Below are 19809 nucleotides of genomic sequence, written 5' to 3'. Positions count from 1 at the left end.
GAATCACCCTTTCTGGGCCACGGAAGGCTTCCCCTTGATTTCGAAGTGAAGGTATTTTTGTACGAGATCAATCGTGATCGCGCCAAGTTGCCGCCCATTATCGTCTGTGACAATAACTTGATCGGCTTCTTGATTCATCAACATCGACAATGTATTACGCAAATCTTGGTTGACATTAATCGTTTTCGTATCCTGAATGGTCTCATCAAATTCCACTAGACCAATAATGTCTTGCAGCTTTTTGACTGTATGTAAGCTGAGGCTTTTAATCGCCCGGTCTTTGCCGAAGAATTGCGACACAAAATCATTTTTTGGATGCGCCAACATTTCTGAAGGAGTATCAAACTGCATAATTTCTCCTCCACGCATCAGGACGATTTTGTCTGCCATTTTAATAGCTTCATCAATATCATGGCTTACAAACAAAATCGTTTTTTTGACTTCTCTTTGAATATGCAAGAATTCATCCTGAATCTTTTCGCGAATGATAGGATCAAGCGCACCAAATGGTTCATCCATCAGCATAACCGGTGGATCTGCAGCAAGTGCCCGCGCCACGCCGATACGTTGTTGCTGACCGCCTGACAATTCATTTGGGTAGCGCTTCCTGTAGTCATCCGCATTAAGACCAATGAGTCCCATCAATGAGTAAAATCGTTCGCGTTTTTCCTTTTTGCTCCACCCCAGTAAATCCGGGACAATCATGACATTGTCTTCAATGGTCATATTCGGAAACAGTCCATTACTTTGGATCACATAACCGATCTTTTTTCTTAGATCAATTTCATTCAGTTCCATCGAATTTTGGCCGTTAACATTAATCGTTCCCTTTGTAATAGACTCGAGACGGTTGACCATTCGAAGCAGCGTTGTTTTTCCGCAGCCTGACGGGCCAAGCAAGACAACAATGTTTCCTTTTTCAACTGTAAAATTAACATCTTTGACAGCATTTATACCGCCTTCATATGATTTTGTTACATGATCAAACTTGATCATCTTTTCACCTCTTTGCAATTAATTAACTAAGCATTTGAACGTGTATAGCGTTTTTGAATCATTAATAAAATACCGTCTGCAAACAGCGCAAGCAGCGCAACAGCCAATGAACCACTGATAATCAAATAATTGTCTCCCCTGCCAATGCCTTGGGTAATTAGAACGCCTAGTCCGCCGGCTCCTATATAAGCTGCAATAGTACCGATGCCGATATTTAGGACGACAGCCGTACGTATACCTGCCATAATAACGGGTAAAGCGTTGGGTATTTCAACACGGAGCAGTCGCTGATGCGTCTTCATACCTACTCCGATTGCAGCGTCACGCATCTCAGGGTTGACGTTTTTTATCGCCGTATACGTGTTACGGATAATCGGGAGCTGTGAGTAGAGAACGAGCGCAACAAAAGCAGGCACGTAGCCAATGCCTTGATTAATAAGTGAAAAGAGGGGGATCATCACACCAAATAGGGCAATGCTCGGAATCGTCAATATAATGGAAGCGACTTGTAGAACGATTCCGGCGAGGTATTCATTCGTAGTCAAGTAGATACCGAGCGGGACACCGATCAAGAGCGCGACGATAATCGCTAATGCGACAAGCATGGTGTGTTCGATCGTCAATTCTAAAATCCGAGGTGAGTTAACCTCAAGAAATCGTATCCATTCCTGCAATGTCATAAACCTCCTTTTGAGATAGGCAGAAATCAGATGTAAACACTGGTTCTTCGCCTGCAAATCAAGTACAAAAAAAAGAGCCTATCAGAATTGTTCACCCTGTCGACCCTATTCGACAATACTGCTTATTATTGCCATAACAAAAATTATAACATAATTATCGGTCTTAGCCATAATCTAGGGTTGACTAACTAAGTAACTATGCTAAATTACGATTGCACTCAACTAGAATACGTTCCTAATAAACCGTTTGATTCCCAAAAAGATTCATTCATCAAACTTAACCATATTTATCGTGTGCATAATTTATCCTATTATTCATTTTTAGGTTTTACAATTTCGAATCATACGGCTAAGTTTGGGAAATACTTAATATTGATCATGCGTGCCAATATTCATTTAGCAGTCACATTACTATTTTGACCGCGGAAAATAATCAGTAGCCAATGAAGGAGTGTAAAAAATGAAAGCTGTAACGTACCAGGCACCTAATACTGTAGTAGTAAAAGAGGTAGAAGATGCAAAATTGGTAAAAAAAGATGATGTCATCGTTCGAATCACATCTACTGCTATATGTGGGTCAGACCTTCACCTTTATCAAGGAAACATGCCGTTGCCTGATGGCTATATTATTGGCCATGAACCCATGGGGATTGTAGAAGAAGTTGGCCCTGAAGTGACAAAAGTAAAAAAGGGTGACCGTGTTGTTATCCCTTTTAATGTTTCATGCGGCCAGTGTATATATTGCCAGCAGGATATGACTAGCCAATGCGATAATGCCAATGACTATTACGATTCAGGAGGATTCTTCGGTTTTGGAGAGAAGTACGGAAATCATCCAGGCGGACAGGCTGAATATTTAAAAGTGCCTTTTGGAAACTACACCCCTTTTGTCATCCCTGAATCGTGTGAGCTCGAAGATGAATCACTTCTCTTTTTATCCGATGTCTTGCCCACTGCTTATTGGAGCGTGGAAAATTCAGGGATTAAAAAGGGAGACACCGTTATCGTGCTCGGCTGTGGACCTATTGGGTTGATGGCGCAAAAATTCGCCTGGATGAAAGGCGCAAAGCGTGTAATAGCTATCGATCATTTGGATTATCGGTTAAACCATGCTAAAAAGATGAACAATGTTGAGGTGTTTGACTTTACCAAAAAAGATGATATGGGCGAGTATTTAAAGGAAATCACTCATGGGGGCGCAGACGTAGTGATTGATGCTGTCGGTATGGACGGAAAAAAAACACCTCTTGAGTTTGTCGGGCAAAAGTTAAAGTTGCAGGGCGGAACCCTTGGACCTTTAAAGATTGCCGCAAAAGCTGTAAGAAAAAATGGGACTCTTCAACTTACTGGAATCTATGGCAGCAACTACAATAATTTTGAATTAGGCGCCCTGTGGTTAAGAAATATCACAATAAAAATGGGACAGGCACCGATTATCCCAATTATGCCGAAGCTCTATGAAAAAATTGTAAATAAAGAGTTTGATCCAAAAGAGATTATTACACATAATATACCCCTTGAAGATGCAGGTCATGGGTATAACATCTTTAATGACCATCAAGATAGCTGCATCAAGGTCGTATTAAAGCCCTAAAAGGCTGATAATACTGCCAATTTAATTCCAGCATCCTTAACAGTATAGAAATAAATCGCTCTGAGTAGGATATACTTAGTATGACAAAAAAACGTGGGTGTCCACATTCAAATGGACACCTTTTTTGGGTAAAAGAATCGACCTTTTTTTCCATGTGGTCATTTAAAAGCAAAGCTAATCCGCTTTTCCTGATCATTCCATTCTAAAAAAGCATCGAATGTTTTATCGCCCTTTTTAAAGCCTTTAATCAAATCGGTTTTTCCGTTGTCCAGAAGCTTCTTAGTGTTCGTTTGGGAAATCTTTTTGCCTAACATTTTTTTAGACATTGTAAAATTGCATTTCGTTTTATTATAGTTTGAACACCCGTAGAAGTCCCCTTTATCGATGACTGTGCCGCCGCACAATTTACATGTACCAACCGATTTCCCAATTGTGAATTTTGATTTTGTTCTTTGGATGGACTGGGTGTCCAACCCTTCAAAGTTCCATTTTCCCGACATATCAGTTGCGTCTTCAATAATCTTCGATGAAAGCTTCTTTACCTGTTCCATAAAGACAGCGGCAGACGCTTTCCCTTCACCTATTTCCCTTAAACGTTGCTCCCATTTAGCAGTCATTTCAGGTGAGGCAAGGATTTTATCACCGATCGCTGCAATTAATACTTTTCCTTTGTCGGTTGCAAATACCTGATTCTTATTGACCTCAATATATTTCCGGTCCTTTAGCATCGTAATGATGCCGGCTCGGGTAGCTTCTGTCCCAAGCCCTTCTGTTTTCATCAGTACTTTTTCCAGTTCTTCATTGTCCAAATGCTTGCCGGCCGTTTTCATCAGGGTAATTAATTGCCCTTCCGTATAACGCTTCGGCGGCTGCGTTTTTCCCTCTTTCACCTGTACTTTCGCCACTTTTCCTTCTTCATCTTCTGCAATAATCGGCAAAATGATATCATCATCTTTGTCGTTTTGAAAAATGACTTTCCGCCAGCCTTCCTGGACTTGCTGCTTCCCTTTTGAAATGAACTCAGCCCGCTTGTCCACAAGGGTATTAATCGTCGTATAATCAAAAATGGCCTGATCATAATGGGCAGCGATGAGCCGTCGGATGACCAAATCGTAAATTTTGCTTTCATCAGCAGAAAGTTGCCTGGGATTCTTCACCTGTTCTGTCGGAATAATCGCATAGTGATCGGTTACCTTTTTCTCATTGACATAACGTTTATTGTTGATAATCGAAGGGTGTGGAGGCGGAAATAACTCTTGATAATCAGGAAGGTTGCTTAGTTTTTGAAGAATGTCCGGAAACGTTTCAGCTTCTCCTTTTGTGACATAGTTAGAATCAGATCTCGGATAGGAGACAATCCCTTTTTGATACAAACTCTGCAAAACATCTAGTGTTTTTTTAGGAGAAAACTTAAAAATTTTATTTGCCGTTGCCTGTAAAGCTGAAAGATTAAACAGTAAAGGCGGCTGATATTCTTTCCGTTCGGTTTGTACATCGTGTACGTTCGCGGACTTGTTTTGGCAAAATGCGGCGATTTTATTGGCTGTTTCCACGTCTTTAATCCGGGAATCTTTGTCTTTATGCCATTTTCCTTCGTACTTCTTCCCTTGAATGTCAAAAGTAGCCAACACTTCCCAAAACGGCTCTGAATTGAAATTCTCAATCTCCATTTCACGTTTGACAATTAATGCAAGCGTCGGCGTCTGCACACGGCCTGCCGAAAATACATCTGACATTCCCTGCTTTTTTAAGAGAATGCTATACACCCTGGATGCGTTCATGCCAACCACCCAATCGGCACATGCCCTCGTATATGCTTCAAAGAAAAGGCTTTTCGTTTCCTGTTCATCCAACAGGTTTTTAAATCCTTCATAGATCGCTTTCGGCGTTAACGATGAAATCCAAAGTCGTTTCATCGGCTTTTTCACCCCGGTCAAATTGACAATATTCCTGACAATCAGTTCACCTTCGCGTCCTGCGTCACCAGCATGGATGATTTCAGTCACTTCCGGCTTCCTGATCAGCGTGCGGACAAGATTGAATTGCTTTGCCTTGGAGCGTGTCACTTCATATTGAAACCGCTCCGGAATGATCGGCAGCGCATCAAGCGTCCATTTTTTCCATTCAGGACGATATGTTTCCGGGGAAACAAGCTGGGCCAAATGGCCGATCGCCCATGTCACATAAGCCCCTTTTTGAAAAAGCTCGTTCGGAAGGATCTCGATATATCCCTGCTGTTTTTTCGTTTTAAATTGTGAGGAAAGGGCCGCCCCCTGATCGGGCTTTTCGGCAATAATTAATTTCATGGATTTGTCACCTTCGTTCATGATAAAAATGCATACATCCATTATACCTTGATAGAACCCCATCATTCACTTTTTTTTAAATCAATCGGATCACCTTTTAATGCAAGCCAAAAAGCAGCTGTAATCGCTCCGATGATTACAAGAAAAGGTGCATAATAGATCAGGAAACTTTCCATCTTGTTTTTCCTCCTTATGTGTGATCGTTTCGTTTACCCTGTACATATTCTTTGTTAAACAAAAACAGTCTGAGCAGCAGATAAAGTGATGGAAGAAGCAAACCAAGCCCGGCGACAAAGGCAATGATTAAGGCAATCGCCATCGCCTCGTTCGTAAAACTATCATAAATCGTAAGGTATGGATAAAGGAGATACGGGTAATGGGCAATGCCGTATCCAAAGAAGGCCAGAAAAAATTGTCCAGTCAATAGCCCAAACGCTGTACCATACGCTTGCCGCTTCCAAAGTAAATAAACGGTGCCGATAAATAAAGCGACGGATAAAATGAACAGCCACCAAACGTCCATAAGCCGCGCATAGTGTTCCGGGTTATGTGCATGCAATTCAACGACAATACCCGATGCTGTAAGAATCATTGGGCCTGCCCAAATAAGCGCGTATCGTCGCAATAAATTGGTCGCATGCTCGTCTTTCGCTTCATGCGCATACCACGTCAAAAAGACGGCTGAAATAAACAGCACGGCTGTCAGGCTTAGCACAACGATACTCCAGGTTAAAGGGCTGGTGAATAGATCCCAGTAATTCAGTGCTGGTCCGGGTGTTTCATTTGTTACAAAGCCGCCTTCCGAAATCGTCAATACAATCGATAATGAAGCGGGAATAAATAATCCGGTAAGTCCGTACATATATGTATACCTTTTATGCTTCAGCCCGCCGTAAGTGGTAAACGCATAATAGGAACCGCGAATCGCAAGCAAGATAATCGCGATACTTACAGGTACAAGCAATGTTGTCCCGTAATAGTAAGCGGTTCTCGGGAAAAAACCAACAATTCCTACGAAGAAAAACACTAAAAAGACATTGGTCACTTCCCAGACCGGTGACAAATAGCGCTGGATGATTTTGCTTAAAATGTGTTGCTTACCTGTCAGTGTAACGTATGCGTTAAAAAATCCTGCCCCAAAATCAATCGAAGCGACCATCACGTATCCGAACAAAAACAGCCACAACACGAAGATACCGATAAATTCTAGATTCATACCGTTTCACCTGCTTTATCGGAGGCCCGGTCGGCCAGTTCCTGTTCGACGGTATTTTTACGAAACATCCGGGTGAGCACTACCATGCTGCCGATCCCTAAAATCAGATATAATCCAGCAAATAAAAGTAACATCGTATCGACCTGGCCACTGGTGGTCGCTGCTTCCGATGTTCGCATGATTCCCCGCAATATCCACGGTTGGCGCCCCACTTCAGCAAGCCACCAACCTGCTTCGATTGCAAGAAAGGAAAGGGGGCCGCCAAACACTACTATCCAGAGGAATGATTTTGTTAAAACAAAGCGCCATCTTCGCCAAAATCCCAGCAAAAAAACAAAAGAAATCCCGATCATCAACATGCCAATCGTGACCATTGTATCGAACAAGTAGTGAATATACAGGGGAGGAATCTCATCCTCAGCAAATTCATTAAGCCCGATCACTTCAGCTTTCGGATTACTATGCGCAAGAATACTGAGCCCAAATGGAATCGTCAGCGCATATTTCACTTCGCCATTATCAAGAACACCATACATCATCAGCGGAGCTCCTTCTTCCGTTTCAAAATGCCATTCGGCAGCCGCTAATTTTTCAGGCTGGTATTCTGCCAAATACTTTCCTGAGAAATCTCCAAGAATCGCCGTGATAATCGAGAATAGGAGCCCCATTTTCATCGTTAAAAATAAGCCTTTTTTGTGATATACATGATTGGATCCCTTTACTAAACGATAAGCACCGATCGCTGCGAGCAAAAACGCCGCTGTCATATAGGAAGTGGCCAAAACATGGGTGACCTTAGTTGGCATCGCCGGGTTAAACATCGCGAGTATCGGGTTAATATTCACCAGTTGCCCGTTTACAATATCAAACCCCCGGGGAGAATTCATAAACGAATTGACAATCGTGATAAAGACCGCAGAGAATGAAGCACCTGCTGCAACCGGAATCAGCAGCAGCATATGCTTCTTCTGGTTCTCAAACCGATCCCACGTGTATAAATAAATTCCCAGAAAAATCGCTTCAAAGAAAAAAGCGAACACTTCCATAAATAAAGGCAAAGCAATCACATTTCCAGCCAGCTGCATAAAGTTTGGCCAGAGAAGCGAGAGCTGCAATCCAATTGCCGTCCCGGTCACGACACCTACAGCGACGGTAATTACAAATCCGCGCGTCCATCGTCTTGCAAGAAGTATGTAGTGTTCATCCTGTTTCTTAATCCCAACCCATTGAGCAATCATGATCATCAGCGGAATCCCTACCCCAATGGTCGCAAAAATGATATGGAACGATAATGTCAGTTCCGTTAATCCTCTACTAAAATAGACAGCTTCTTCATTTCCCATTCACACTCACCTTCCCTTACCCCGAAACGATCCGGCCCAGTATCGATAATCCCATCATGAGTGCAACAATAAATGCCAGCCACATTAACCTGCGTTCCTGTTTCTTGTACATTAAATATCCTCTCCAAGCTTTGAATTAATGCCTTTATTGGCAAGCAAACACTAGTTGAATAAATGTATGGTTAGAGATTCTACTTATAAACCTTTTGGACTATGTATCGAAAAGTAGTTTGCCCAATTTGACAAAAATAAAAACCGATCCTCCTTCAAAGTCAGGAAAATCGGTTGATATCATTGTCTATTTTGATGGATATTTAGGCGGTAGCTTCTTCCGCTTCAAGATTCTCCGCCGGTCCAAAGAATTCAAAATGAATCCGTGTATCGGGAATGCCGAGCTTTTTCAGGCTGCCGATGATGGCGCGCAGGAATGGCACCGGTCCGCAGACATAAAAGTCGGCATCGGCCGCTACTCTATCTTTCAGCCATTCGGCATCAATGTAGCCCTGCTTGCTGAAATATTCATTCTGCAAATCTTCTTCGTCAGGCTGTTCATAAACGAATGCCAATTGATAATTCGTCAATTTATCATGTAATCCTTTTAGCTCTTCTTTGAAGGCTTGAAGACTGCCATATCTGGCTGCATGAATAAATTGCACCTGTCGTCCCGGCTGCTTTTCAGCAACGGCGCCCGCCATGCTCATGAATGGTGTAATACCTACGCCGCCGCTGAGGAAAACAACTGGTGTTTCTTTTTCCGTATCAAGAGTAAAGTCCCCTGCTGGAGCGGTCACTTCAATCGTATCACCAGTGTTGATATGATCGTGCAGATAGTTGGATACTTTTCCGTCCGGTATAGTGCCTTCTGCTTCTTTTTTCACGGAAATTCGAAAATATTCTTTACCGGGAGCAATCGAAAGGCTGTACTGGCGATTGAATAAATAGTCTTCTCCCGGAATTTGGAGCCGGACGGTAATGTACTGGCCCGGTTCAAACTCAGGAACATTAGAATCGTCAGCCGGTTTTAAATAAAATGAAGTGATAACATCGCTTTCTTTTACTTTGTCGATTACTTTAAAATCTTTATAATCGGCCCAGCCATTATTTTGGTTTGCCGTTCCCTGGTACATTTCTTTTTCAATATCGATAAATACCTGGGCAATCACGCCGTATGCTTCTGCCCATGCACCTATGATCTCATCTGTCGCTGCATCCCCGAGAACCTGTTTGATGGCTCCAAGAAGATGCTCGCCTACGATCGGATAATGCTCTGGTTTGACCGCAAGGCTGCGATGTTTATGGGAAATTTGTTTGACAACCGGAATAATTGTTTCAAGCTGGTCAATATATTTCGCTGCCGCAAGCACCGTATTTGCAAGAGCGGTTTGCTGACGCCCTCTTTTTTGATTGGCATGGTTAAAAATATGTAATAATTCGGGATGGTTTTCAAATAAATTTTTATAAAATACTGTTGTAATTTCCGTACCTTTCACTTCTAAAACAGGTACCGTTGATTTAATGATGTCAATCGTCTGCTGAGATAACATGGATTTACCCTCTTTTCTAAAAAGTAGTATTTTAAATACATCTTTATAATAAAACTAAGCAAGTTAAAAAGCAATATTTCATATACATCTTTTAGCCTGCAAAATTTAAACGTTTAAGAAATGTTCACAATTATGCTAAGATGAAGGCAGGAAGGGATTGTGAGGGAAAAGATTTATGCGTTTAACTACCTATTCAGATTACTCGATTCGAGTTTTACTATATTTAGCTTCCCAAAGGAATGAAAAGCTGGCGAATATTAGTGAAATCGCCGAAGCCTATGATATTTCCAAGAATCATCTTATGAAAGTCATTTATAATTTAGGGAAAATGGGCTATATCGAAACGATCCGCGGCCGCAATGGCGGCATCCGTCTTGCGAAACTGCCCTCCGAGATCAATATCGGAGAAATCGTCCGAAAAACGGAAGAAGACTTCTATCTTGTGGAATGCTTTGAGCATCATAGCAATAAATGTGTGATTGCGCCGGTATGCTCATTGAAACATATTTTTAACAGAGCGCTGGACGCTTTTTTACAGATCCTCGATGAATATACTCTTGAAGACATCACTGAGAATAAAGTTATGCTCAGGGAATATTTTGACTCTGTAGCACGTGCGAACGACTAAAGGCCGGTTTTATGATAGCCGGCCTTTCTCATTTTTAAGTTTATTTTTGTTTCCGCTCAGTTCATTGCCGATTTCTTTCAGTTTCTCCCCGACCGTGCATTGTGAAATACAAAATTTATGGGCATAGTTTCTGCCTTTTTCTTTTCTTAAAGTACTGTACAGGAAACAATCCTTGCAGTAATCCTCAAGGACTGCCTCTACTTCTGAGTAGATAACTTTTCGGTTCTTCAATTTGTTTTGCTCCCTTTTTATTTTTCACTTATGTTGAGCTTGCTTAAAATTTCCTCACCCTTTAGAGCCTGGGTCGCTAATTTGTCTGCTTCGCTATTTTCTTTTCTCGGAATTGGTTCGTAGATTGGTTTAATGCCAAGTTTGCCGATTTTTTGTTCGATCCGGTCCAGCCAGCGATTCAGATTTTCCTCAAAGCATGACCATTCCCCGGATAGCTGCTTAAGCACTACCTGGGAATCGCCCTTGAACCGGCAGGATTGATGGTGCACGCCTAATTCTTCAAGGTGTTTGACAGCCTCAAACAAAGCTGCATATTCCGCTTCATTGTTGGAGTCCAGTTCTGCTAGTAGGGCGTTTGCGCGAAGGCGCCAGTGATTCTTCCCCTGGGTATAATATATGGCAACTCCAATGCCGGTTAATCCATCTTCTTTTTGAAAGCCTCCGTCAAAATATACAGTCACATTACTCGGATCCTCATCTATTTCAACCAAGAGCTTTTTCAGTTCTTTTTTTGTCCAGGATGTACCAATCTCGTCTTTAAACTCGACGGTCTTCATCCGGCCTGCTTTTTCTAGGTCATCTGCTATTATAAGGGCAATTCCGGCATCAAGCCAGTCAGAGGTAAAATCACAAGCAGGCTTTTTCGCGCTGCCATACGTCCAATGCATGATTACTTTCATTTCTTCACCCTGCCTTCTATCCTTATCATATCTATGTTTGGTCTTTTTAGTATACGTTTTGTTATTTATAATTTCCCTTATTTTTTTTGCAATCATCCCTGGGCTTGCTATATGATAAAATTGGATATTTTTAATAATTTGCGATTTTCAACTTGGGGGATCATAGGGGGAACTTATTATGATTGAAGTGAATACCGACGGAGCAAGCGCGGGCAATCCCGGTCCCAGCGGTGCCGGCATTTTCATTAATAATAACGGCCAGGTAGAACGGTTTTCGATTCCGCTTGGCATGATGGAAAACCATGAAGCGGAATATCATGCCTTGATCAAAGCACTGGAAATCTGTCTTGAAAAAAAATATATGGCCGTTTCCTTCCGGACTGATTCACAACTGATTAACCGGGCGATTGAAAAAGAATTCGTGAAGAATAAGCGCTATTCACCGCTTTTGGAAAAAGCCCTTGAATTGTCTCGCCAGCTTGATTTGTTTTTTATGAAGTGGATTCCGAGCATCGAAAATAAATCAGCCGATAAATTGGCGAGAAAGGCGATTCATTTGAACACAGAGGCAAAAGAATGAAGAAGACAACGAACCATTAATTTTCGGCAACGATAATCGGTTTCTGTAGGAGCAGTTCAGGAACAAAAGCGCAAGCGCCTAAATGGAACGTCGACTAACATCCGCCACGTCCTGTGGCGAACGTCGACGTCAGCACATCCTCGAAAAGCTATCGCTTTCCTTCGTGCGATGTAATGCTGACGAAGCGTTCCTTGTCCTGTGCAAGTCCGACAAGCATAAGACAAGCAGCTGTATGGGGAGCGGTTTTCTCCCCATCAGATGATTTGCTTATGACCTCGAGGCCGACTAAAATTGCCACGTCCTTATGTCTTCGTCGGCACCAGCACGTCCTGTGCGTCGGGGCTAGGCGCTGGAGGTGGATGGAGATAACCAAAATTAAGTTATCTACATAAAATTCAATCCGTAGTTTCTTATACAGAAAAAAAACGGCAGATCGATATCTGCCGTTTTTTTCTAAACCAATAACCCTCGGTCCCTTGCAAATGATTCTGCCTCGGAACGGGTATGGACCTGACTCTGTTTTAATGCTTCGAGCAACGATATGTAAAAGCTTCCGTCAAAATCCTTTTGTGCTTTAAGGGTCATTTCGATCGCCAGATTTACGAGAAAATCACTGGCATTGGTATAATGTTTTCCAAAAAAGATAAACCCTACTGCATCCTCACCGAAGGAAAACCCTTTCGATTCAAGGAAACTTATATATTCTTCTACAGTTTTTTCCACAGGAACTTCCACCTGCCTTATTACATTTCCCTTCTACATTTTACCGTAAAAATGCTGTTTTGCCTATACATTTTTCGACAAAAGTTGCCAACATATGCTTTCATGTTTTTGCAAAGAGTACTAACAGGAGGTGTTTTTCATGAGCAAAAGTAGAAATAGAGGAGCCGATGCTTTCAGCGGGGTTAATCCGCAAGGTTATTCAGTCGGCGCAGACACAGCAAAAGATCCGAAAGGTAAACTTGAAAACGCGGCGAAGAAGGATAATACAAAATAGCAAAAACCAACCGCTTGCCAATCCAAGGCAGCGGTTGGCTCTTATATAATCATTCTTTGCAATGTTCTAAACTCATGGTCCAAAGCCATTTGTTTGACTTTCTCACGGTCATAATTGAAGAGGGATTCTTCTAACGAACAAGACACTGGCACATCACATTTTATTTCAGCGAGCCTTCTCGAGAGATGCAGCATATCAACCGCTACCTCAATTTTTGCGCGCTGGGTTTTAGTCAAAGCTTCGACGTTTTCAAGGATTCCTTCAATGCTCTCATATTGGATGAGCAGCTTTAAGGCGGTTTTTTCGCCAATTCCCTTTACTCCCGGATAATTGTCGGAAGGATCTCCCATTAACGCCTTCAAATCAATCATTTGACGCGGTGTGATTCCCTTCCATTCATAGAAGCTATTAGTATTATGGACCTCATAATTGCCAAAGCCTTTCTTGAGAAGAACAACTGAAATATTATCTTCCAGAAGCTGAAGCATATCCTGATCCCCTGTTAGGATATATACGTTGCTATTGGATATGGAAGCTTTTGCAATTGTGCCAATACAATCATCCGCCTCGAAACCTTCCAGGCCTATGTTTGGAATATCAAACGCTTCTACCGCTTTTTTTACAAGATCAAACTGCGGGATCATCTCTACAGGAGGGGTGGATCGATTTGCCTTGTACTCACCGAACAGCTCGTTGCGGAATGTTTTGCTGCCCATATCCCAGCAAACAGCAACATGCGTTGGAGAAAAGTGGTCGACCGCTGTCAACATATGCTTCAAAAAGCCCTGTACGGCATTGGTCGGTACGCCTTTGGAATTTATCATAAACTGGCCTGTAACAGCCGTCGCATAAAAAGCCCTGAATAAAAGTGCCATTCCATCCACTAGCATAAGGGATGGCAGTTGTGTTTCGTTGTTTTCCATATCATCACCTCAAAAAACTTTAAACTCACAAATATTAGAAACATTATCTGTTGAAAAATCGCAGTTGTAGCATAAATTCGATGATAGCTCATAAATCTGCCTAATCGCTCTTAAATTTCGATAATCGCTCACAATTCTTGATAATCGCTCTTAAAAGCAATAATCGGGGTAATCCGGCATCGTTTCTTCTAGAAACACAAAGAGGTTCGCCACAAATATATCTTTTTTATCAGAAAAACTGCCATCGATCATAAATTTGGCTAATCGCTCATATTTTCTGATAATCGCTCACAATTCTTGATAACCGCTCTTAAAAGCAAGAATCGGGGTAATCCAGCATCGTTTCTTCTAGAAACACGAAGAGGTTCGCCACAAATATTTCTTTTTTTTATCAGAAAAACTGCCATCGATCATAAATTTGGCTAATCGCTCTTAAATTTCAATGATAGCTCATACTTTCCTATGACCGATCATAAGATGAAAAAAAGGAAAGGCCCCCAACTTGTTACATGGAAGGCAGTAGATTTTCACTCATTTATTAGACACTATCTTATTTTACCATAAGCCACTCGTTTTTCGAGGAAGTTTGACTGGAAAAACCAAAGGCTATTATCATGATTTCTTTGTTTCAATCGGATTATTCTGATAGGAAATCCAATCGCTGAAGCTGCCAACGTACAGTTTCACATTTTCATAACCAGCTTCTTTTAATGCGAGGAAATTAGGGGCAGCAGAAATCCCTGAGCCACAATAGACTATCAGCTGCTTTGAGGGGTCTATTTCGCTGAAGCGTTCACTTTGGCGGGAGCTATCGCCGTACATTCCGTTGCTTAACCCTTCCGCCCAAAACTTATTAACCGCTCCTGGTATATGGCCCGCCTTCTTGTCAATGGATTCTTCTATTCCAAGAAACCTTTTTTCTTCGCGTGAATCGACTAAAACTATATCTTCAGGCCTTTCTTTTGTAAAGCTTTTTACCTCTTCATAACTGGCGAGAACAGCTTCATTGATATTCAGTTGATAACTTTCCTCATGATAATGAGGGATGTCTGTATCAACAGGAAGGCCAGCCTCCTGCCAGGCTTGGAAGCCGCCGTTCAACAGATATGCTTTTTTGTGGCCGATATAAGTCAACATCCAGATCAGACGGGAAGCGAATGGTTCTTTCCCGGCATCATAGGCCACCACTGTCGTATCATTGCTGATGCCAGCCTCTTCTAACTTTTTCCTGAACATTTGTAAATCCGGCAGCGGGTGGCGTCCCCCATGTTCCGAAGTCGGACCTGACAGATCTTTTTCGGTGTTAAAAAAAACCGCTCCAGGAATATGGACTTCTCGGTATGTCTCTTCTCCATAACCAGTATTCCCAAGCTGAAAACGGCAATCCACGATTCTCGCTTGATGATTGTTTACTAGCTCCAAAACTTCTTCTTTTGAAATAAAGAATCCCATCTTATTTTCCTCCTTGCCCAATGTCCAGGCATTCCCATATGGTTTTATTCAACCTATCTTCCATGTCAGTTCCCTCAGGAAGAGTTATTAATAGATTCTTTGCAGAAATTAATTCTCCTTCAAACAAAGACCCAATTTTTAAGATTTTTTCCTTTGAAAAATACACGTCGCTCCTTTTTGCCTGGAACAACCCTTCAAAAACAGAGGATAATTTCCAATCCATGTTGACTTCCTTTAAAAGCTGAGAAACTGCTAACGGCGGGAGAGCCTGTTTTTGCAATAAAAAGGAGAGCATTAAATAACAACGCGCCGCCTGAACCATGGTTTTATGTCCCTTTTTATCGCTGCCGCTATTTTTGCTGAGTTGGTTTAGGTTGCTAACGCACATATGATAGTAGTGCTGGCCAAGATTGCGCAAAGAATAATGGCTTGCCATCAAGCTTTTCATTTCCGCCATGAATACTTCATTTGAACCTTCATAAGTACGGGAATGAAACCATTCAAACAGGTTCGGATTGCTTTTTAAGATCAGGCGGAAAGCTTTAAAGATATCCCATCCCTCTATTTCATAATCGCTTTTCCATAAAGATATGACATCAGGTTGCAGTTCGATTGAAAGATACTCCCTGATATTTGCCCGGACAAATAGAAATCGGATATCCCTGTCCGATTCAGGGGACTCGAGATCAAAAGAATGGCTGCCGGTTTCAGCAGCCATCACGATGACAATCTCGTTTTCTTTTTCAATACTTTTTAAAAGAGAGCCAGCCTTTTCGTTCATTCACTATCAACCCTTACATCAAGTAAGTTGTTTTATTTCTTCCAGTATTCCTTCATAAAGCGGAATATCGATGATTTCTTCCAAAGCTGAACGCAAGCCGCTGTATATTTCGTTTATTTCGGAACCATATTCCTGCTGCAGCTTCTGTAATTCTTCGTCAAAGAGTGTGGAGTAGAAGCTGTACATGCGCTCTTGCTGGGCTGCGGTATAGCTTGCGGCTGGCTGTTCCAACCCTTCTTGCAGTGCATCGCTCATCTTTGCTTTCTCATTCTTTTCAAAAAAAGATTTCGTATTTTTGAATAGGGCAAGCTCTTTCTTAAAACTGTTTACATGAAGATCTTCAAATGCCTGTTTAAACTCCAGTGTCTCACAATGTAATGCTTCGGGCTCTCTTAAAGAGAGACTTTCGCGGATTTGTTTACCTTTCGCATCAAGTGAAGTCTGCTTTTCCAATAACAACCGGCCTACAAACAGTTCGCTTCTTAATGCTGTTGCCCGCATTTCCTGCGCCAAATCAAACCCTAGCGAAGCGAAAAACTCCCGTAACGACTTTTGCAGCACAGCCTTTAGATCGCGTCCATCATCCTTGATGACTGCAGGATTGAAGGACTCCTTAAAAAAGTCGGCAAATCGTAAAAACACACGTTGTTTGCTGTAAAACACCAGCTCCTCAATCTCTTTTCGCAGCCTTTGTTTTTCCGTTTCTCCATTCAAGCCACTCAGGATTTCTTTTAGCTGCAGCAATTCCTGATCAAGTCCTGCAAGCGCCTTTTGTTTCGCACGTTCATCCTGTTTTGAGGCAGCAATCACATCCCCCAGCAGCTGTCTGGCCCGCAAGATCGCTCCCTTTGAAGATGCAAGCGCCAGTGTTGTCAGGTCATGCTCGATGAACCTATCAAATTGGGTTTGGAATGCTTCGAGACCGCTGTCCGGCAGAAACTTATGCTGGAAAGGGATTTCCGCGTTTTTTTCCACAAGCGCCCCTTTGCTTGACATCGGGAACAGCTTCGGGAACCTAATGCCGAATCCACTCAGATGTTCTTTGACATATGCCATCACTTCCTCCAGTTCATCAGAGGTGTCGGCAAGATCGACGGCATTCACGATAAAAAACATTTTATCCATCGCGAAGGAATCCTTTACGCGTCCGAGCTGGATCAAGAACTCTCTGTCCGCCCTGGAAAAAGGGTGGTTATAGTAAGTCACAAAAAGGATTGCGTCCGAGTTTTTAATATACTCGAAAGCGGCGCCTGTATGGCGGGCGTTGATCGAATCCGCTCCAGGCGTATCGACGAGGACCATTCCCTGCTTTGTCAGCTCACAATCGAAATAAAGTTCAATTAAATCGACAAAACATGATTTTGATTCCACTGCCGCAAAACTTCTGAATCCATCTAAGTCGACAGAAAGCTTCGTTCCCAGCTTTTCCTGATATTCCGGCAGTCCCTGATAAAAAGCCCTGATAAAGGAAAGATGCGTTTTACCTCTTTCTTCTGCAGCGGACTCTTTAAGCAATTCTCGCGCCAGCTGGTAAGCCTGCTCCAATGTCCTGGCAGTAAGGTCATAGGCAGACAGGGCGAGGGCAACGTCTTCGAGCAGCATATCAGCGCTTTTCAAGGTGACTGTTGCCGTACCGTGCGGATGGTCTGCCGTTGACGCCAAAATTTTGTTAATTGCCGCTGTTGTCGGATTCGGCGAAACGGGTAAGACGTTTTCTCCCATTAAGGCGTTTGCAAACGATGATTTCCCGGCACTGAAAGCACCGAAAAGGGCGACCGTAAAGGTTTGCGACTCCAGCCGTTCTGCTTTTTCTTTTAATTCCCTGTATAACGAGTGGAAGCCTTTCAAAGGCTGAATCAGATTCGATGCATTCGTTAAATTGGCTGCTGTTTTTTTCAGCCTGTCTTTCCCATGGATACCGGTCGCTTCCTTGTCCACATGATAATCTTGGGCCGGTTGCTGCACTGGCACATCTTTACGGTTGTTTTTTTGTTGACTTGTGCCTGCTGACTGTGCAGGTTCGATTTCGTCTGTATGCTTGATAATAGCATCATCGTCTTCCTTGATCCATTTAGTAACCATTTGGATGGAATCAAGATTGCTTGATGGAATCTCTTTGTTAGTTAGAAGATCGAACAAAGCCTTCTTCGTATGTTCCAGGTTGTCTTTCATGGTTCTGATTGATTCAAAAGCCGATTGATAGCGTATATAAGCGGCAAGTTCATTTTCAATGGTGCCGATTTTCTCAGCGGCTCTCTTCTTCAAATGGCCGTGCAACTCTTGAAGGAATCCATCTGCTTGGTTCCTTGCTTCCTTTTTAATCGATGCCGCGAGTTCATTGGTGTAATTCAGGACATATTCCCCGGTTATATTCACCTGCTGTTTCAACGAACTGGCCAGCATTTGCTCTGTAACAGTTACTTCTATTCCTTGTGCTGCCTGCTCAAGGCTGCTGTTATGGATGTCTGCTTCTGATAACGTGTTGACGGCAAGCTCCTTCAGATGCCATTCAAGTTTGGTTTTCACCTTTTCCTGGAGGTCGTTAAGAATTGCTTGTTGCCTCTTCACTCTCTCTTCTTCTGTTTTTTTTCTGGAAAAAAGTAACCCGATTTTAAATTCCGGCTGGTTTGATTCCAGATAGGCCTTTGCCAGATCCCTTGTTTGCGCTGGCATGATATAAGCATTTTTCAGGGTTGTTTCTAGTCCCGCTTCAAATTTCTCCTGGACGCTGCCAGCATGAAAAGTAATCCGACTCTTTTCTTCATTCAACGACAAAAGACGGTCGGTGATTCTTTCCCGATCCTCAAGCGGCAAGTCAGCAAGAATGGCAAAGGCCGATGTATTTTCTTCTTGCAGCTTTTCTTTAAGCCAGAGCAGATGGTTCTCCAACAGCCTCTCAGCAGAGTCAAAAACAGACCGGGTGTCCTCTCCCATCTGCACTTGTTTGAAAATGAATTCCTTTACTTGCTCAATTTGATTTTCTTCATTTTGTAAATCCCTTAATGAAGTATAGAAAATCTCATTTGGATACACTCCCCAGTTTGCAAAAGCCTCACTGACCGAGCTCTTGAAATTTATAAAACCCAGCTCTGTTTCATCATGCTTATCAATTTGATTGATGATTAAATAGACCTGCTTGCCTGCATCCATCAGGTCTTTTGCAAACTGAAAATTGACTTCGGACTGGACGTGGTTATAGTCCATGACATAGAAGATGGCATTAGCAAGGTGAAGAGCCGATTCTGTTGCAACCCGGTGCGCATCATCGGTCGAATCAATGCCCGGCGTATCCATGACGGTACATGTTTCAGGCAGTGGAAACTCACTTGAACTGATCGTGATTGACGAAATGCTCTCGCCATCTTTAGCGAATTTTTTAACTGCCCTGTAATCGTATGGAGCAGGAAAAAGAACTGGTTTGCCTTGAAAAAAATATACCTTTGCATAGTTTTCTCCCCGCTGGAGCTTTACCGTATTCGCGCTTGTCGGTATCGGACTTGATGGAAGCACCTGCTCCCCCAGCAAATAGTTGATCATACTGGATTTCCCCGCGGAAAAATGGCCGCAAAAGGCTATGATAAATTCCTGATTGTAAATTTTAACCATCAGCTGTTTCATTTTTTCAGCATTCGCGAAATCTCCTCCAGACCCGATTGCTTCATAAAGGGCCGTCAAAGTATCTAAATCCCGCTCCTGCTTTGTTGATTGATGAACCATGAATCCATTCCCCTTAATTCGAGAGTCTAGTTTGTACTACTATCATTGTAAACGATTTCGGGTTTCTTTCCTATATAAGCTATAACAAAAAAGGGAAAATTGACAATAAATAAAGTAGGGAAACCACTCTCGTGGCTTCCC

The 19809-nt window shown here is 42.4% G+C and carries 19 protein-coding genes; 4 read left to right on the top strand and 15 right to left on the bottom strand.

Annotation, left to right across the window (positions count from 1 at the left end):
* Positions 1 to 3: 3 nt before the first annotated feature.
* Both ELQ35_RS10890 and ELQ35_RS10885 read right to left on the bottom strand, forming a co-directional pair.
* The gene (locus tag ELQ35_RS10890; RefSeq protein ID WP_126864871.1) at positions 4 to 996 is read right to left on the bottom strand and encodes an ABC transporter ATP-binding protein; all 993 of its coding nucleotides are present in this window, start codon (positions 994 to 996) and stop codon (positions 4 to 6) included.
* A 26-nt stretch (positions 997 to 1022) separates the two neighbouring features.
* On the bottom strand, positions 1023 to 1670 hold the full coding sequence (locus tag ELQ35_RS10885) for an ABC transporter permease (protein ID WP_246026041.1): 648 nt from the start codon (positions 1668 to 1670) through the stop codon (positions 1023 to 1025).
* A 466-nt stretch (positions 1671 to 2136) separates the two neighbouring features.
* Between ELQ35_RS10885 and ELQ35_RS10880 the strand changes: the two genes are divergently transcribed.
* The gene (locus ELQ35_RS10880; protein WP_126864869.1) at positions 2137 to 3270 is read left to right on the top strand and encodes a zinc-dependent alcohol dehydrogenase; all 1134 of its coding nucleotides are present in this window, start codon (positions 2137 to 2139) and stop codon (positions 3268 to 3270) included.
* Between the two features lie 158 nt (positions 3271 to 3428).
* On the opposite strand, the gene ELQ35_RS10875 is transcribed toward ELQ35_RS10880, so the two are convergent.
* From ELQ35_RS10875 to hmpA, 5 genes are all read right to left on the bottom strand, one after another.
* Complete coding sequence (locus ELQ35_RS10875) at positions 3429 to 5576, bottom strand: DNA topoisomerase III (RefSeq protein ID WP_126864868.1); 2148 nt, start codon at positions 5574 to 5576, stop codon at positions 3429 to 3431.
* A gap of 62 nt (positions 5577 to 5638) precedes the next feature.
* Positions 5639 to 5752, bottom strand: coding sequence for a cytochrome bd oxidase small subunit CydS family protein (gene cydS, locus ELQ35_RS23745; RefSeq protein ID WP_370873404.1), 114 nt, complete (start codon positions 5750 to 5752; stop codon positions 5639 to 5641).
* Between the two features lie 14 nt (positions 5753 to 5766).
* On the bottom strand, positions 5767 to 6792 hold the full coding sequence (locus ELQ35_RS10870) for a cytochrome d ubiquinol oxidase subunit II (protein ID WP_126864867.1): 1026 nt from the start codon (positions 6790 to 6792) through the stop codon (positions 5767 to 5769).
* Entirely contained in the window at positions 6789 to 8135 is a 1347-nt protein-coding gene (locus tag ELQ35_RS10865; RefSeq protein ID WP_126864866.1) for a cytochrome ubiquinol oxidase subunit I, read from the bottom strand. Before ELQ35_RS10865 ends, ELQ35_RS10870 begins: the two co-directional genes overlap by 4 nt.
* Before the next feature lie 314 nt (positions 8136 to 8449).
* Positions 8450 to 9679 (bottom strand): NO-inducible flavohemoprotein, encoded by a 1230-nt coding sequence (gene hmpA, locus ELQ35_RS10860; RefSeq protein ID WP_126864865.1) that lies wholly within the window; start codon positions 9677 to 9679, stop codon positions 8450 to 8452.
* 175 nt (positions 9680 to 9854) lie between these two features.
* On the opposite strand from hmpA, the gene ELQ35_RS10855 reads away from it, so the two are divergent.
* Positions 9855 to 10307 carry an RrF2 family transcriptional regulator gene (locus tag ELQ35_RS10855; RefSeq protein WP_126864864.1) on the top strand — a complete coding sequence of 151 codons (453 nt, stop codon included), beginning with the start codon at positions 9855 to 9857 and terminating at the stop codon, positions 10305 to 10307.
* A gap of 9 nt (positions 10308 to 10316) precedes the next feature.
* Here the strand turns inward: ELQ35_RS10855 and ELQ35_RS10850 are convergent, their stop codons facing one another.
* Both ELQ35_RS10850 and ELQ35_RS10845 read right to left on the bottom strand, forming a co-directional pair.
* Positions 10317 to 10538 carry a zinc-finger domain-containing protein gene (locus ELQ35_RS10850; protein WP_126864863.1) on the bottom strand — a complete coding sequence of 74 codons (222 nt, stop codon included), beginning with the start codon at positions 10536 to 10538 and terminating at the stop codon, positions 10317 to 10319.
* Between the two features lie 17 nt (positions 10539 to 10555).
* Positions 10556 to 11218 (bottom strand): ribonuclease H family protein, encoded by a 663-nt coding sequence (locus ELQ35_RS10845; protein ID WP_126864862.1) that lies wholly within the window; start codon positions 11216 to 11218, stop codon positions 10556 to 10558.
* 178 nt (positions 11219 to 11396) lie between these two features.
* Between ELQ35_RS10845 and ELQ35_RS10840 the strand changes: the two genes are divergently transcribed.
* Positions 11397 to 11798 (top strand): reverse transcriptase-like protein, encoded by a 402-nt coding sequence (locus ELQ35_RS10840; protein WP_126864861.1) that lies wholly within the window; start codon positions 11397 to 11399, stop codon positions 11796 to 11798.
* Positions 11799 to 11946: 148 nt separating this feature from the next.
* Here the strand turns inward: ELQ35_RS10840 and ELQ35_RS22595 are convergent, their stop codons facing one another.
* Together ELQ35_RS22595 and ELQ35_RS10835 are read right to left on the bottom strand one after the other, a co-directional pair.
* Positions 11947 to 12096 (bottom strand): hypothetical protein, encoded by a 150-nt coding sequence (locus tag ELQ35_RS22595; protein ID WP_185861731.1) that lies wholly within the window; start codon positions 12094 to 12096, stop codon positions 11947 to 11949.
* 155 nt (positions 12097 to 12251) lie between these two features.
* Positions 12252 to 12521: a DUF6123 family protein gene (locus ELQ35_RS10835; RefSeq protein ID WP_126864860.1), complete on the bottom strand. Its 270-nt coding sequence runs from the start codon at positions 12519 to 12521 to the stop codon at positions 12252 to 12254.
* A 139-nt stretch (positions 12522 to 12660) separates the two neighbouring features.
* Between ELQ35_RS10835 and ELQ35_RS10830 the strand changes: the two genes are divergently transcribed.
* A complete protein-coding gene (locus ELQ35_RS10830) occupies positions 12661 to 12795 on the top strand; it encodes a small, acid-soluble spore protein L (RefSeq protein ID WP_126864859.1) in 135 nt (44 codons plus the stop codon).
* A gap of 41 nt (positions 12796 to 12836) precedes the next feature.
* Here the strand turns inward: ELQ35_RS10830 and ELQ35_RS10825 are convergent, their stop codons facing one another.
* The 4 genes from ELQ35_RS10825 to ELQ35_RS10810 form a co-directional block, all read right to left on the bottom strand.
* Entirely contained in the window at positions 12837 to 13718 is an 882-nt protein-coding gene (locus ELQ35_RS10825; RefSeq protein ID WP_126864858.1) for a 5'-3' exonuclease, read from the bottom strand.
* A 612-nt stretch (positions 13719 to 14330) separates the two neighbouring features.
* On the bottom strand, positions 14331 to 15170 hold the full coding sequence (locus tag ELQ35_RS10820; RefSeq protein ID WP_126864857.1) for a sulfurtransferase: 840 nt from the start codon (positions 15168 to 15170) through the stop codon (positions 14331 to 14333).
* Between the two features lies 1 nt (position 15171).
* Positions 15172 to 15951, bottom strand: coding sequence for a DNA polymerase beta superfamily protein (locus ELQ35_RS10815; RefSeq protein WP_126864856.1), 780 nt, complete (start codon positions 15949 to 15951; stop codon positions 15172 to 15174).
* Between the two features lie 18 nt (positions 15952 to 15969).
* Positions 15970 to 19668 (bottom strand): dynamin family protein, encoded by a 3699-nt coding sequence (locus tag ELQ35_RS10810; RefSeq protein WP_126864855.1) that lies wholly within the window; start codon positions 19666 to 19668, stop codon positions 15970 to 15972.
* Positions 19669 to 19809: the final 141 nt, after the last annotated feature.

Source organism: Peribacillus cavernae (genome assembly GCF_003989135.1).
Classification (GTDB): domain Bacteria; phylum Bacillota; class Bacilli; order Bacillales; family DSM-1321; genus Peribacillus; species Peribacillus cavernae.
This window is presented reverse-complemented; position numbering and strand designations above follow the sequence as displayed.

What these genes read in the sequence shown, in the direction of transcription:
- hmpA (WP_126864865.1), bottom strand. Translation starts at nt 9,679, where the DNA reads ATGTTATCTCAGCAGACGATTGACATCATTAAATCAACGGTACCTGTT.
- ELQ35_RS10840 (WP_126864861.1), top strand. Translation starts at nt 11,397, where the DNA reads ATGATTGAAGTGAATACCGACGGAGCAAGCGCGGGCAATCCCGGTCCC.
- ELQ35_RS10870 (WP_126864867.1), bottom strand. Translation starts at nt 6,792, where the DNA reads ATGAATCTAGAATTTATCGGTATCTTCGTGTTGTGGCTGTTTTTGTTC.
- ELQ35_RS10855 (WP_126864864.1), top strand. Translation starts at nt 9,855, where the DNA reads ATGCGTTTAACTACCTATTCAGATTACTCGATTCGAGTTTTACTATAT.
- ELQ35_RS10865 (WP_126864866.1), bottom strand. Translation starts at nt 8,135, where the DNA reads ATGGGAAATGAAGAAGCTGTCTATTTTAGTAGAGGATTAACGGAACTG.
- ELQ35_RS10825 (WP_126864858.1), bottom strand. Translation starts at nt 13,718, where the DNA reads ATGGAAAACAACGAAACACAACTGCCATCCCTTATGCTAGTGGATGGA.
- cydS (WP_370873404.1), bottom strand. Translation starts at nt 5,752, where the DNA reads ATGGAAAGTTTCCTGATCTATTATGCACCTTTTCTTGTAATCATCGGA.
- ELQ35_RS10820 (WP_126864857.1), bottom strand. Translation starts at nt 15,170, where the DNA reads ATGGGATTCTTTATTTCAAAAGAAGAAGTTTTGGAGCTAGTAAACAAT.
- ELQ35_RS10875 (WP_126864868.1), bottom strand. Translation starts at nt 5,576, where the DNA reads ATGAAATTAATTATTGCCGAAAAGCCCGATCAGGGGGCGGCCCTTTCC.
- ELQ35_RS10890 (WP_126864871.1), bottom strand. Translation starts at nt 996, where the DNA reads ATGATCAAGTTTGATCATGTAACAAAATCATATGAAGGCGGTATAAAT.
- ELQ35_RS10815 (WP_126864856.1), bottom strand. Translation starts at nt 15,951, where the DNA reads ATGAACGAAAAGGCTGGCTCTCTTTTAAAAAGTATTGAAAAAGAAAAC.
- ELQ35_RS10830 (WP_126864859.1), top strand. Translation starts at nt 12,661, where the DNA reads ATGAGCAAAAGTAGAAATAGAGGAGCCGATGCTTTCAGCGGGGTTAAT.
- ELQ35_RS10880 (WP_126864869.1), top strand. Translation starts at nt 2,137, where the DNA reads ATGAAAGCTGTAACGTACCAGGCACCTAATACTGTAGTAGTAAAAGAG.
- ELQ35_RS10810 (WP_126864855.1), bottom strand. Translation starts at nt 19,668, where the DNA reads ATGGTTCATCAATCAACAAAGCAGGAGCGGGATTTAGATACTTTGACG.
- ELQ35_RS10845 (WP_126864862.1), bottom strand. Translation starts at nt 11,218, where the DNA reads ATGAAAGTAATCATGCATTGGACGTATGGCAGCGCGAAAAAGCCTGCT.